We start from the raw sequence: 14,260 nt of genomic DNA, 5'->3' as shown, positions 1-14,260 counted from the left end.
GGCAAGTGGGTTGGCCGTTTAAGGCTTAGGCTTCACATTAGGCTTGATTGCAGCAAGTGCGCTGTGGCTCTCTTTTGTAAGCGTTTGCGCAGGCACAATGCTCGTATGGATGCCAAAGATAACCGCGCCTGTCTTCGGCAATCTCACGAAGCTTTGTCGTTCTACACGAACGAAACGCGGGGCTGTTGGGTGGATGGGTTTTGCGACACCCTCGGGGCGGGGCTGATGCAAATCAGGGTCTGTGTAGATTAGGTTATTGGCGCGCCATAGCGGGCGGTTAACAGTCACCGCACGAAGCATCCGATTAACAGATTTGTCTATCGCTGCGTTATATTCATCGACTGGTGAATGTATATCACCAAGGCTGCGCCCAATTTTTTGGGACAGTGTCCAAGAACTTGGAAAACAGAGAACCGCCCCTATCACCCTATAAATCCCCTCTATATCCGCCAACACACATAAATCCAATTGCGTGAGGCGCCCCGCGATGACCAAGGGGTGGTCAGCGTCTTTATTAATATGAATACCATCTGGTCGCGAAATGTCGCTGCCGTGTAACCCAAAACCGCAGTCAGCGATGACTATATCGCGCACCTCTTCAAACACGTCCTCATGACCCGCTAAGGTTTGAAAAACACACGCGCGGTGCGTCTCCAGCAGGTAATCGCGGTAAGCCATTTGCTGCTCAAACACCGCGTCACGGATAAGCCAAGATGTATCACCCAACGGTTTCACACCAGGCAGGCGCGAGAGTTGCGCGTCCATCCACGGCTGGACGGATAAGCGCTCATTTAGAATTGATTTAAAATGGTCTGGCACGGCGAGAGTCATGCCCCATCCGTGCCAAATTAAACCCTTATAAGCAAGATGCCGCGTCGACCGTGTCTATGCCCAGCGCTTCACCCACGGCGGCATAGGTGAGTTGACCCTCGCAAACGTTCAAACCGTCTAGCAAATGGGCATCTTCGCGCATTGCCTCTTTCCAGCCCAGCTTTGCAATTTTTTTAGCATGGCCCAATGTCGCCGCGTTTAGCGCGTAGGTCGATGTGCGCGCCACAGCGCCAGGCATATTGGCCACGCAATAATGCACAACACCGTCCACGACATAAGTCGGGTCTGCATGGGTTGTCGGCTTTGACGTCTCGAAACAACCGCCTTGGTCAATCGCGACATCGACTATCACAGAGCCGTCCATCATGGTCGATAACATCTCTCGCGTGATAAGCTTTGGCGCAGCTGCCCCCGGAATTAATACGGCACCAATGACAAGGTCAGCCGTTTTGATAAGTTCTGCCAGCACAGCCGGTGTCGAGCGGACAACTTTGGCCCGGTTTTCAAAGTGATAGTTTAGACGCTCCATCACAATATTATTGCGGTCTAGGATGGTGACGTCGGCTTGCATACCGACTGCCATTTGCGCTGCGTTAAAACCGACATCGCCGCCGCCAATCACAACCACTTTCGCTGGCGCAACACCCGGCACACCGCCCATAAGAACGCCGCGACCGCCTCCCACTTTTTGCAAAGCCGTCGCCCCAACCTGTGTCGCAAGACGCCCCGCAACTTGTGACATAGGCGTTAGGAGCGGCAGGTCGCCATAAGCGTCTGTGACAGTTTCATAAGCAATACAAACCGCACCCGACTTTATCAGCGCTTTGGTTTGTTCGGGATCAGGTGCCAGATGCAGATAAGTATAAAGGATTTGCCCAGGTCGCAGCATCGCACATTCGACAGCTTGCGGCTCTTTGACTTTCACAATCATATCGGCGCGCGCAAACACGGTCTTCGCATCCGCCACAATCTCTGCCCCAGAAGCCGCATATTGCGCATCATCAGCGCCGATGCCGACGCCCGCGCCCGTCTCAACAATAATTTGATGGCCATCAAGCACCAATTCTGCGACAGATTCAGGCGTCAATCCAACGCGGTATTCGTGAACTTTGATTTCCTTTGGGACACCGATCAACATAGCTTCTCTCCAATAAATTATGAGAACGATATAGCCCAATAATTCTGCTTATTTTTCTCAAAATTATCGATATTTATATAATATAATAGGATGAAATATAGACAAACAAATAAATAATAGGATTATTTACGATGATTGATGCAATAGACCAAAAAATACTCGATGCATTACAAAGTGATTGCCGACAGACAATTGCCGATATATCGGGGCAAGTTGGCCTCTCGCCATCTGCCTGTCATCGCCGTATCGGCATATTAGAAGTCCGCGGCGTCATCGAACGCTATGCTGCGCGGCTCAACGGTAAAGCGCTTGGCTATGTCATGACGTTTTATGTGGAGATATCCTTAGAAAGCCAATCCGAAGCTGTGCTAGCCGCATTTGAGAAAGCCGCCCTCGCCCGCCCCGAAGTCTTGGAATGCCATCTCATGACCGGGTCGGCGGATTACCTAATGAAAGTCGCAGCCCCTGATACAGACGCCTATGAACGCGTTTACCGCCAAGTGATTTCGGCCCTACCCCACGTAAGCCGCATACAGTCTTCATTGGTTATGAAAACCATCAAACGCTGGAACGGATACCCGCCGCGCATTAATACGGGGCGTTAATATTCGCGTGACGGTCGTCACGGATTTGGTAATAGTCTGCCTATATGGTAGCGCCATCTCGTATCTGAAACCGTTAGGGGGAATCATGGTCAGAATTATACGTCAATTTGCATTTGCAACAGTCTGTGTTGGATTATTGGGCAGTGCTGCCCACGGAAAAGACATATCATTTGAACAAGTTTACGCAGCACCCGATGATGCCGCCCTAAACCTTGCTTATGCGACACAACAAATGGAAGCGGGCGACCTTCTTGATGCGGCAAGCACATTAGAGCGCTTATTGCTCTCCAAACCCAATCTTGATTCTGTGCGGCTGCTTTACGCTAAAGTCTTAGTCATGCTTGATGATAAAAAAGCGGCAAAGCGAGAACTTGATATCCTCACAAACCGCACGTTGAGCCCGGATAACGCTAAAACACTTGCCGCGCTACAACAGCGCGTGAAATCATAATTGGGGAAAAGCTATGACATTTAAATACTCTATCAGCGTTATCGCGCTTCTATCAATTATCGCCTTATCGGCGCCTGCTAGCGCCCAAGAGGCCATCGGCGTAAACTCAGCCGTCAAAGGCGATGTTACCGTACAATCAGGTGAGACCGATGCGAGGGACGCCATTATCAGCGATCCCATCCGTTTGCAAGACGCCGTCAACACAGCCCGTTCAAGCACGCTTCAAATCACACTGAAAGACCGCACGACATTTACTGTTGGCCCGGATTGTGACTTAGTCATCGATACATTTGTTTATGACCCCGCCAAAGCCGACAACACGTTATCGGCCACCGTGACCAAAGGCATGTTCCGGTTTATGTCTGGCGCGATTTCAAAATCCAATCCCGATGCCGTGACAATTAATTCACCCGTTGCATCGCTAGGTATTCGCGGCACAATCGTCGAGGGCCTGGTCGGGTTACAAGCGGCGGCTTACGCTCAAAATCGTGGATTGGTCCCGAACGGCGTACGTGTCGATCCGGCTGGTGTATCGCTATTTATTTTGCGCGGCCCGGGCACTGATCGTATCGGTAATAATAATGTCGGTCGTATTCGTGTTACGAATGAAGGCGGCACAGTGGACATAAATGAAGTCGGCAAAGCCGTCTTAGTACTTAATAAGACAACGCCGCCAATTTCAATCAGCGCTGATAATGATGAGACTTTTGTCTCATTCAGCGAACAACTGCGCACCGTTCCTAATGTTGGGCCAGACACCATGGCCTTTAATGTCAGCCCTGATTTAAACGTTGTCGGCGTCTCTAAGGCAGCCACGAGCAGTGCTGGCGCAAGCGCCAGTGCAGCCACGTCAGGCCTTAGCCTTCCAATGACACTTGGTGCAATTGCCCTAGGCGGTGGTCTTATCGGGGTTATTGCTAGCGGCAGCGACGATGCGGATGATACGCCTGCCTCTAATTAGCGTAAACTTTCCCCTACTCCTCGCGCAAGCCATGGCTCATGGCATCAATCGCGGGGCGTAGGATATAGTCCATCACAGAGCGTTTCTCTGTTTGCAAGAATATCTCTGCAGGCATGCCTGGAACAAGATTTAATCCACCAAGACGGTCGAGTTCTGCTTGGGGTATTTCAATACGGACCGCAAAATAGGGCGCGCCCGTAACAGGATCGATAAGGCGGTCGGGCGATGCTTGTAACACAGTGCCCTTAAGCTCTGGCGTGCGGCGTGCGTTAAATGCAGAGAGACGCACATTACCAATTTGACCTGGGTAAATCTGATCAATATCAGCGACCTGCACTTGGGCTTCGACAATCAATTTGTCGCCTAAGGGTATGATTTGCATGATTTCCATACCGGGGGCGACGACACCGCCAATTGTCGTCATGGACAAATTATGAACTGCGCCGTCAACGGGCGACAGCACGTCAATGCGCTCGGCTTGATCTGTTGCCGTAACCAATTGCTCACGTAAGTCGCTCTTTTCTGTTTGAGCTTGGCGAAGTTCTGACAGGACTTCCTCAAGACGGTCTTTGCGAAGTTGCAATATCTGTGTCTCAAGCTCTGTGATAGAATTACGGATGCGGGCAATCTCTGAATAATGGCTAGCGGTATCGCCTTGAATACGGGCTTGTTCACGCTCCATAGATGTCACACGCATACGCGGAACAACGCCGCGCGTTACCCCTTCGCGAAGGTCAACCAACTCATTGGCAATTAATTTCGACTGCTCAGCCTTTGACGCAATAAGGCCGTTTAAGCCGTCAATTTGGTCTTGGGACTGGGCGATGCGTTGCTGCAACTGTTGCACAAGGCCAAGTGCGCCGCGACGTCGGGCATTAAACAGTTTGGTTTGACCATCAATCGCCTCGGCCACAATCGGGTCATCAGCACGCGTTAATAAGTTATCAGGAAAGGCAATAGACCGACGATTATCACGCTCCGCCTCTAGGCGGGCAACGCGGGCTTGGGCTTCGGAATATCGCGCGCTAACAAGGTCTTGATTGGCTTCAATGACCGTAGGGTCAAGCCGCATCAAAACATCGCCTTGTTTGACAAGGTCACCATCTTTGACGGGGATCTGGGCGATAATGCCTCCATCTAAATGCTGGATAACCTTGGGCTTGGTTTCAACCACAACAGAACCACTGGCAATGACGGCACCTTGAATGGGCATAAATGTCCACACAACAACGGCCACAGCCAACATCGCAATGGCGATATAACCAATACGCAGAAAGCTTTTATGCGGCTGGTCATCCTTAGAAGACGGCTGGTTTAAGCTCATTTGCAAGTCTTCCATATTCAGCGGAACATTCATGACGGGGCTCCGGGTTTACGGATTTGCATCGCGGGGCCGCCTGTTGTGGACGTGCTCGGTATTTTTGCTGGCGGCGCAGGGCGAGGCTTGGTTGTTTGCGGCACTGATTTGGTGACCGATTTCAAGACTTCGTCCTTGGGGCCAAAGGCCACTTGGCGACCGTCTTTTAACATCAAAAGCTTATCAACCGCAGAGATTGCACTAGGGCGGTGCGCCATAACAATCACAGTTGAGCCTTGCTTACGCAGCAACTTAATCGCGCGCGATAGCGCCGCATCGCCGTCGGAATCAAGGTTCGAGTTGGGTTCATCCAACACTAACAGCTTCGGTTTGCCGTAAAGAGCTCTCGCGAGTGCGATACGTTGTGTCTGGCCACCAGACAGCACAGCGCCGCCCTCTCCGATCCGCGTGTCATAACCGTTCTCCAGCCCCAAGATCATGGAATGAACATCAGCCATTTGCGCGGCCTCGACAATGGCTTCAGGCGTGGCATTGGCCGTGAAACGCGAAATGTTTTCCGCAATCGTGCCGTCGAATAACTCGACCTCTTGCGGGACATAACCAATATACGGGCCAAGTTCAGCACGGTTCCATTGCTCGAAACTGGCACGGTCAAGACGAATGGCACCCTTTTGCGGAGACCACAGTCCAACAAGTAGACGCGCAAGCGTGGACTTACCCGCCGCAGACGGGCCAATCACGCCAAGGCCGTCACCTGGCTGCAAGGAGAAGTTCAAATCCGACAATACGGCCTGCGTTGCACCGGGCGGGCCCGCGAACACATGTTCCACATCCAACTGCCCCTTAGGTTCAGGCAGGCTAAGACTATCTGTGTTATCAGGCACCATTTTATAAAAAGCGTTTAGCCGGGCGTAAGCTTCCCGCGCTGCGTTAAAAGAGCGCCATTGACCGATGGACATTTGCACGGGCGCAAGGGCACGCCCTAAAATGATAGAACCCGCAATCATTGTCCCCGGCGTTACGACTTGTTTCACCGCCAAATATCCACCAAGCCCTAAAATGCCTGATTGCACCATCATGCGTAGCGCTTTGGTCAATGAACTGGCATTGGCGGCGCGGTCACCTGCACGTTGGGCGTCTACCGCGCCTTGCTGGTTAATATCCTGCCAGCGGCTGCGCATATTGGCCCCCATCCCCATCGCTGTAATGGCGTCAGTATTGCGGTGGCTCTGTAAGGCAAAGCTCTGTTCGGCGCGGCGAAATTTCATCGCTTCAACCGACGGCTTGCGCGTTGACACTTCGTTATAGACGGCGACAACGAGGATAATCAGTGTGCCGATCACAGCAAACACACCGAGCATCCAATGCAAAAGAAATATAACGAAGATATAGATAACAACCCAAGGAATATCGAAAAATGTGCCCGGCGCATTGCCTGAAAGAAACTGTTTTAGGGTCGAAACATCGTTCAGTGGTGCAATTCGAGCTGCGCTTTTGCCCGCAATGCCGTGGTTCATCCAAGCATCAAATGTGCGGCCGCCCAAATCCCGTTCGACCTTATCCGCAACGCGGAGCAACACGCGCGAACGGCAAAATTCTAAAAAGCCCATAAAAGCAAACATCGCCACCATAAGGACCGATAGCGAGACTAAAGTCGGAACAGACGCACTGATGAGGACGCGGTCATAGACTTGCAGCATGTAAAGCGGGCCTGTCAGCATCAATATATTGATAAAGGCAGAAAACCAGCCGACCCCCATAAGCGCCCCACGCGCATCCATGACGGCCTTACCGACAACAGAGCGAAAGCCCGTTTCGTCTTTTGCCAGACTTTGTGCTGTATTATTGCTCACGACAACCCCGATATTGACCTATTTTCCCACATTTATGCATGTCCTATGCCATAGAAGGCGCTAAACTTCAGTAAAGAAGCTCATTTTTTTGCACTTTGTTTGCGCAATGCTTCGGCTTAAATTATCGTAAATATGGCGAAAAAGCTATGACAGCCATAGACCTAACCTAAGCCATTGGTTATGCAACGTTACAAGGAAAGATTTCCGCGCGATTCCAAGGCTAAAGCACAAAGGGGGGAGAGATGGCTGATAAATCCAAATCCGCCCTAAGAGCACTGTTCCTATCTGGGTTAACGATACCCGCTTTGGTCATGTCATTCCCTGCCCTTGCCCAAATCACGCCTAATGGCACTGCGGCTGGTACTAATCGTCCGTTGCAACTCGCCGAGGACAGCCCCTTTCGCGACCCCGATATCATTTATCTAGAAGCAGACGCGCTGGTCAATGACGAGGAAAACGGCGTTCTAACGGCCAAAGGCAATGTCGAAGGCCGTTATCAAGACCGCACATTGCGCGCCGATGAAGTGACCTATTCCACTAATACAGGTCAAGTCATTGCGACGGGCAATGTCGTGCTTGTCGACCCCACTGGTGCGTCGCAATATGCGGATAAAATTGAGCTTTCCAGCGAGCTAGAGGCTGGCACGGCAACCAATTTCACAGCCCGTTTTGAAGAAGGCGGTATTTTGGGCGCGTCAATTGTGGTGCGCAATGCCGATGACGGGGTTGAGCTTTACAACGGGTATTACACGGCCTGCGAGCCTTGCCGTAATTCTGACGGCACCACGGATGACCCGACATGGCAAATTAAAGCCCGCAAAGTGAAACAAAACCGCGAGCGTAATTCTATTGAATATCGCGACGCCGTATTTCAACTGGCTGGCATTCCCGTTTTTTATACGCCTTACCTCGCCCATCCAGATCCAAGCGCAAATCGGGCCTCTGGCTTACTCGCGCCGTTTGCAGGTTTTTCCAACACGCGCGGATTATCGGCACGTGCGCCCTATTTCATCGCCGTGGATGATTATACCGACCTGACACTAACCCCGAACGTCTATTCCAAAGTCAATCCGATGATGGAATATGACATTAAGCGCAAATTTTACTCTGGCGAAGTCAATATCAACGGCAGCTTCACCTATGGCAGCGCCTTTGATAATAATGGCAACTCCTTCAAAGACGCCAGCGCGTTCGTGAATGACCCGTCAGAGGCTTTGACAGGCAAACGCCTTCGCTCACATTTATTTGCAGACGGCCTGTTTGATCTGACCGATTTTTGGACAACAGGGTTTGGCATACAGGCGGCAACGGATGACCTTTATCTGAACCGCTATGACCTGACAGAAGAGCCGCCGCGCTTTGGCCTTTATCAGGCCGATAGTCGCCGCCTTGTCAGCCAAGCTTTTGTCGTTGGGCAATCAGAAAACACACGCCTTTCCATTTCAAGCTTTGGCTTCCAAAGCCTACGCACATCGGTCATCCGCGCGGGTGCAGACGACGTTTTCAACATCTTCCGCGAAGATGACAGCGAACTGCCGATTGCCCTACCCAAAGTCGAGATTAATAGCTTTGTCGACGACCCTGTCTTTGGTGGGCGGTTTGAGGCTTTTGGTGATTTAACCGTCTTAGGGCGCAAGGTCGGCGAGGATTACTTGCGCGGAACGGCTGGCGTGAATTACGCCAAGACGCTGATTGTTCCCGGTGGTATTGAGGTCAAACCTTTTGGACAAGCCCGTTTTGACAAGATCGATCTAGAGCTTGGTGATGGGTCTGAGCGTAATTTTGACCGCACACTTGGTCAAGCAGGCGTTGATATCCGCTGGCCGTTTGTGAAATCCACGGATGGTGTCGATTATATTATCGAGCCTCGCGTGCAGGTCACCCAAAGCTTTGGCGATGGAGAGAATGAAAATTTCTCAGCCATTTCACAAACAGCGACAACAAGCCTGTTCCAAGACAGCGTTGGCCTTGATTTTGGCGCCGCTGATTTCTACGCATCGAACAAAGCCCTCGGTTATGACTTTTGGCAAGAAGGTCTTCGCACGGATGTCGGGGCCAGCCTGTCCGCCAATTGGAATGATAGCCGCGCAAGCCTTTTCTTAGGCCAAAGCTTTGCCAGCGGTTATGACGACAGCTTTACTTTTGATAGCGGGCTAGAAGGCGACAATTCCGATATTATAGGCGAATTTGAAATCGCACTTGGCAGCCGATTTACCGCTGATACGCGGGTGCGTTATGACGATGCAGATAATGTATTTCGCCGTATTGATACAGGATTTCGTTACAACACATCCCGCTTTTCGGCTGATGCGCGCTATTACCGCCTCAACAAACGCCAGACGGCAGATAGTGATATTTTGCTTGCGCCAGCGGAAGAATTATCAGGCGGCGTGACCGTTAAACTGACGGATAATTGGAGCACGCGTTACCAAGCATTTCGCGACATTGACGCCGATGTCACGCGCCGCCAAGACCTGTCGCTGATCTATGATGACCAATGCACTCGGATTGAATTTATTTATAATCGGTCGCGCAATGACATTGGTATTGTTGGCGATAATGAAGGCTTTGGCGTTCGGATTTCGCTACTCACTTTGGGCGAATTTGACTAGCAAAATCATTAGCCTACGAAAGATTTCTCAACTACGAACTGTTTGGGGTCTGAATTTGCCCCCTCTTCCAGGCCAAATGTCTCGACAAGCGCTTTGGTATCATTAATCATATCCATCGATCCGCAAATCATGACACGGTCATGCTCTGGGTTTAGCGGCGGGGTGCCAGCCGCTTTAAACAATTCGCCGCTTTCAATCAGGGTTGTGATGCGCCCCTCAAGCGGGTGATCTTCGCGTGTCAGCGACGTGATAAGCTTTAGCTTCCCTTCCACCATTTCCCCGACAAGCGGGTCATTAATCAGGTCTTCAATCAAGCGGGTGGAGTAGGTCAACTCGCCTGCCTCGCGACAGGTATGGGTCACAATAACTTCGTCATAACGCTCATAGGTTTCAGGGTCGCGGACGAGTGATGCAAAGGGCGCAAAACCCGTACCCGTAGAGAACATCCAAAGTCGTTTGCCAGGCAGAAGTGCGTCCAACACCAATGTTCCAACCGGTTTCTTGCCCAGCAGCACAGTGTCGCCGGGTTCAATAGCTTGCAGGCGCGATGTCAGCGGGCCGTTCTCAACCTTAATGGAGTAAAACTCCAATTTATCGTCCCATGCAGGGCTGGCCACGGAATAAGCGCGCATAATCGGCTTTCGCTGATCCTCGGTCTTGGGCAGGCCAATCATGATAAACTCACCCGTGCGGAAGCGAAAACTCGGTGGACGAGTGATAGTGAAGCGAAACAGACGATCGGTGAAATGCTCGACCTCTAGGACGGTCTCCTCTGTGGGCGCATTAGGATTTGGCTTGGCAAGGGGCGCAGCGGCAGTCATGGGAATCCTTGTTGTCGGAAAGTCTGGTGTTTATGGCTCATGAGCCGTCTTCAAAGCGCACATAAGCGCTTTCGGCCTTAATTTCAATATCCTTTATAAGAAACAATCGTTCTATATATCAAACAGCTGTGATTGATGCATATTCTTTGGTTTTCATCACTATAAATGCGCGAATTGAGGTAAATCAGCCCTACATAACAGGCTAAAGTGTTTAAGACGCGCCTGACTTGCGATAGGCTCTCTCTATGATCGATATAAAGACAGAATCACAATTCCCCTCAATCACGCGCGATGATTGGGAAGCACTGGTCGAAAACGGGCTTAAATCTGGCAAATTGCGTGATTTGATGCGCAAAACAGAAGACGGCATCATCCGCGGCCCGCTCAGCACATTGGGTGACCGGCCTGATAACATAGCGCCCTGCCCGCGTTATGGTGTTCCGCTTTTAAATGGTCGCCCGTGGCACATCACGGCCCCTGTGCGCGGCCCAGATACGGCTTTTGCCAACACCCAAATGCTAGAAGATTTGAAGGGGGGTGCAAGCGCTGTGCGGGTTGAAACGCGCACACTACCCATCACAGCACGCAATCTTAAACGCCTGTTTGAAGGTATTTACACAGACCTTATTCCCATCTGCTTTGACCGCTTTGGGCCTGACGTAGCCGATGACAGAAGCGCATTAATATCTGCCTTGCTCTCAATCCCCCCTTTGCAAAGCGCCCATATGAATTTGGGCCTACATCCCACAATGGATATCGATATCCTCACACCCGTTATAGCGGATCTACCCAAAACATGGCGCGCTTTTACCTTAAACCTAGGCGAGACCAGCGATGTGTTAGAACTCGCAACACTAGCAGCTTTCACAGTTGAGGCCATGCGCAAAGGCGGGCCCGAACACGTTCATAATAGTTTGGTCATTGAGTTATACACGAACCAAGACGCCCATATGGGTATCGCCAAAATTCGCGCGGCACGGCGGATATACGCCACTATCGCAAAGAGTTTTGGCCTTACGGATATATCTGTTCCTATTCGCGCGTTAAATTCACGCCGCATGATGCAGCGCATTGACCCATGGAGCAATATGCTTCGCGTCATGAGCGCAAGTTTCGGTGCCGTTGTGGGCGGCGCGGATTACATCCTCTCTCGCCCCTTTACTGATGCCATTGGCCACGCCACGCCATTTGGTCACCGCGTTGCACGCAATATGCAGCTATTAATGATGGAAGAAAGCCACCTCGGCCATGTCAGCGACCCAGCCTATGGCAGCTATTTTCACGAGCGTATGACGGAAGATCTTGGCCAAGCCGCATGGAGCAAATTCCAAGAGATTGAAGCGGCTGGCGGTGTGACCCATTACCAAGAAAGCGGGGCTTATCACGCCGATATTTTGGCGGCACAGGCTGCCTATGACAGACAAGACGCGCCGATTGTTGGGGTGACGCTTCACCCGGCGAAGACTAATCGAACTGCGAAAGTGCGGGGAGCGTTTTAATGGTGGATTTCACAAACATCCCCTTAGGGCTCGTCAAAAGTGAGGCCGCCAACACCCAAAGCTGGGCCTCGCCCGAGGGCATTGATATTGCGGCGCATTACGGCCCGCACGATACGCAAGAGCTAGACAACCTGAACAGCTATCCGGGTTTTGCGCCCTTCATTCGCGGCCCTTACCCAACCATGTATGCGCAGCGCCCTTGGACAATTCGCCAATATGCAGGGTTCTCAACGGCAGAAGATAGCAACGCCTTTTACCGTCGCAACCTTGCCGCTGGGCAAAAAGGATTATCAGTAGCATTCGATTTGGCGACCCATAGAGGTTATGACAGCGACCATCCCCGTGTTCCCGGTGATGTGGGTATGGCGGGCGTTGCCATCGACAGCCTTTATGATATGCGGGTATTGTTTGATCAAATCCCGCTGGATAAAATGTCTGTGTCAATGACCATGAACGGCGCGGTTCTGCCTATACTTGCGCTTTACGTCGCCGCCGCCGAAGAACAAGGCGTCACGCAAAAGCAACTTTCAGGGACCATCCAGAACGATATCTTAAAAGAGTTCATGGTGCGCAACACCTATATCTATCCGCCCAAACCGTCGATGCGGATTATCTCTGATATTTTCGCCCATACATCCGCCCATATGCCGAAGTTCAACTCTATTTCAATTTCTGGCTATCACATGCAAGAAGCCGGCGCGTCAGCCGATATCGAACTGGGCTACACGCTTGCTGACGGGCTAGAGTATGTCAAAACAGGCATGGAAGCAGGCATGGATATAGATAGCTTCGCGCCGCGTCTTTCGTTCTTCTGGGCCATTGGCATGAATTATTTCATGGAAGTCGCCAAAATGCGCGCGGCCCGCATGATTTGGGCAGAGAAAATGACCGCGCTTGGCGCAAAGAACCCCAAATCCACCATGCTACGCACGCATTGCCAAACCTCTGGCTGGTCTCTGACGGCGCAAGATGTGTTTAACAATGTTGGCCGTACCCATATCGAAGCCATGGCCGCCGTGGATGGTCACACCCAAAGCCTGCATACAAATTCACTGGACGAAGCAATTGCCTTGCCCACAGATTTTTCTGCCCGTATTGCCCGCAACACGCAGGTCTTTTTACAAACAGAAGGCGCGCACACCGCACAAATCGACCCATGGGGCGGCAGTTTTTATGTCGAGAAACTCACCCATGACCTCTCCGCGCGGGCACTCGCCCATATGGACGAGGTCGAAGGCCTTGGCGGCATGGCGGCGGCCATTGAGGCAGGCATCCCCAAAATGCGGATTGAGGAATCTGCCGCCAAAATCCAGGCCCGTATCGATAGCGGCGCGCAGACCGTAGTCGGTGTGAATAAATATCTGTCAGATGAGAAAGACGACATCCCCATCCTAAAGGTCGATAATGCCGCTGTGCGCGCAGGCCAAATCGCGCGGTTGAAACAGCTAAAAGCGGACCGTGACCCTGATGCTGTGGCGGCCTGCCTTGACGCGCTGACAGATGCAGCGGGCAGCGGTAAAGGCAATCTACTGACACTGGCCATTGATGCTGCGCGCAACAAAGCAACAGTCGGCGAAATATCCTACGCGCTAGAGAAGGTCTACGGCAGATATGAGGCCAAACCATCAGGTGTCCAAGGCGTCTATTCCAGCAGTTTCGACCCGCGCAACCCCACCTTTAAAGAAGCCAAATCCCGCATTGAGGCGTTCAGCACATTAGAGGGCCGCAAACCCAAGATTATGATCGCGAAAATGGGCCAAGACGGCCATGACCGCGGGCAAAAGGTCGTCGCCTCGGCCTTTACTGACATCGGATTTGACGTGGTCATCGGGCCGTTGTTCCAGACCCCGATTGAGGCCGCCGAAATGGGCATAAAACACGGCGTGGACGTCATCGCCGCAAGTTCTCTTGCCGCAGGTCACCTGTCGCTCGTGCCGGAGCTGCGTGACGCGCTGGCGGCGCAGAACCGTTCTGATATTCTGATTATTGTTGGCGGCGTTATCCCGCCAGAGGACGTCGACACCCTAAAAGTTATGGGGGCCAAAGCCGTTTTCCCGCCCGGCACAAATATCGTTGATTCGGTGCTAGAGGTGCTTGACGTGGTCAACATGCGGCTGAGTCAGGGCGGGTAAGCCCCTTTGAACTAAATCCCCACAATTACGCGGAATTAA

At 51.9% G+C, this 14,260-nt stretch carries 11 protein-coding genes; 6 read left to right on the top strand and 5 right to left on the bottom strand.

All coding sequences use genetic code 11. The features are described 5' to 3' along the window. Positions 1 to 18: 18 nt before the first annotated feature. Both AB6B37_RS06450 and ald read right to left on the bottom strand, forming a co-directional pair. On the bottom strand, positions 19 to 831 hold the full coding sequence (locus AB6B37_RS06450; protein WP_371398068.1) for a DUF3445 domain-containing protein: 813 nt from the start codon (positions 829 to 831) through the stop codon (positions 19 to 21). A 25-nt stretch (positions 832 to 856) separates the two neighbouring features. Continuing rightward, positions 857 to 1,969, bottom strand: a complete 1,113-nt coding sequence (ald, locus tag AB6B37_RS06445; RefSeq protein WP_371398067.1) for an alanine dehydrogenase — start codon at positions 1,967 to 1,969, stop codon at positions 857 to 859. Between the two features lie 131 nt (positions 1,970 to 2,100). Here ald and AB6B37_RS06440 point away from each other — a divergent pair, with 131 nt between their 5' ends. From AB6B37_RS06440 to AB6B37_RS06430, 3 genes are all read left to right on the top strand, one after another. Next, entirely contained in the window at positions 2,101 to 2,574 is a 474-nt protein-coding gene (locus tag AB6B37_RS06440) for an Lrp/AsnC family transcriptional regulator (protein ID WP_371398066.1), read from the top strand. An 85-nt stretch (positions 2,575 to 2,659) separates the two neighbouring features. Continuing rightward, entirely contained in the window at positions 2,660 to 3,025 is a 366-nt protein-coding gene (locus AB6B37_RS06435; protein ID WP_371398065.1) for a hypothetical protein, read from the top strand. A gap of 13 nt (positions 3,026 to 3,038) precedes the next feature. Further along, entirely contained in the window at positions 3,039 to 3,986 is a 948-nt protein-coding gene (locus AB6B37_RS06430) for a hypothetical protein (RefSeq protein WP_371398064.1), read from the top strand. A gap of 13 nt (positions 3,987 to 3,999) precedes the next feature. Here the strand turns inward: AB6B37_RS06430 and AB6B37_RS06425 are convergent, their stop codons facing one another. Both AB6B37_RS06425 and AB6B37_RS06420 read right to left on the bottom strand, forming a co-directional pair. After that, positions 4,000 to 5,343: an HlyD family type I secretion periplasmic adaptor subunit gene (locus AB6B37_RS06425; protein ID WP_371398063.1), complete on the bottom strand. Its 1,344-nt coding sequence runs from the start codon at positions 5,341 to 5,343 to the stop codon at positions 4,000 to 4,002. Further along, complete coding sequence (locus AB6B37_RS06420) at positions 5,340 to 7,157, bottom strand: type I secretion system permease/ATPase (protein WP_371398062.1); 1,818 nt, start codon at positions 7,155 to 7,157, stop codon at positions 5,340 to 5,342. The genes AB6B37_RS06425 and AB6B37_RS06420 overlap by 4 nt, the downstream gene beginning before the upstream one ends. A gap of 242 nt (positions 7,158 to 7,399) precedes the next feature. On the opposite strand from AB6B37_RS06420, the gene AB6B37_RS06415 reads away from it, so the two are divergent. Next, positions 7,400 to 9,769, top strand: coding sequence for an LPS-assembly protein LptD (locus tag AB6B37_RS06415; protein WP_371398061.1), 2,370 nt, complete (start codon positions 7,400 to 7,402; stop codon positions 9,767 to 9,769). 8 nt (positions 9,770 to 9,777) lie between these two features. Here the strand turns inward: AB6B37_RS06415 and AB6B37_RS06410 are convergent, their stop codons facing one another. Beyond that, a complete protein-coding gene (locus AB6B37_RS06410; protein WP_371398060.1) occupies positions 9,778 to 10,590 on the bottom strand; it encodes a ferredoxin--NADP reductase in 813 nt (270 codons plus the stop codon). A gap of 245 nt (positions 10,591 to 10,835) precedes the next feature. On the opposite strand from AB6B37_RS06410, the gene AB6B37_RS06405 reads away from it, so the two are divergent. Together AB6B37_RS06405 and scpA are read left to right on the top strand one after the other, a co-directional pair. Next, on the top strand, positions 10,836 to 12,089 hold the full coding sequence (locus tag AB6B37_RS06405) for a methylmalonyl-CoA mutase family protein (protein WP_371398059.1): 1,254 nt from the start codon (positions 10,836 to 10,838) through the stop codon (positions 12,087 to 12,089). Further along, positions 12,089 to 14,221: a methylmalonyl-CoA mutase gene (gene scpA, locus AB6B37_RS06400; RefSeq protein ID WP_371398058.1), complete on the top strand. Its 2,133-nt coding sequence runs from the start codon at positions 12,089 to 12,091 to the stop codon at positions 14,219 to 14,221. The genes AB6B37_RS06405 and scpA overlap by 1 nt, the downstream gene beginning before the upstream one ends. Positions 14,222 to 14,260 lie beyond the last annotated feature (39 nt).

This window comes from Fretibacter rubidus, assembly GCF_041429785.1.
GTDB lineage: Bacteria > Pseudomonadota > Alphaproteobacteria > Caulobacterales > Maricaulaceae > Fretibacter > Fretibacter rubidus.
The sequence above is the reverse complement of the archived record's forward strand: the minus strand, read 5'-3'. Positions and strand labels throughout refer to the sequence as shown.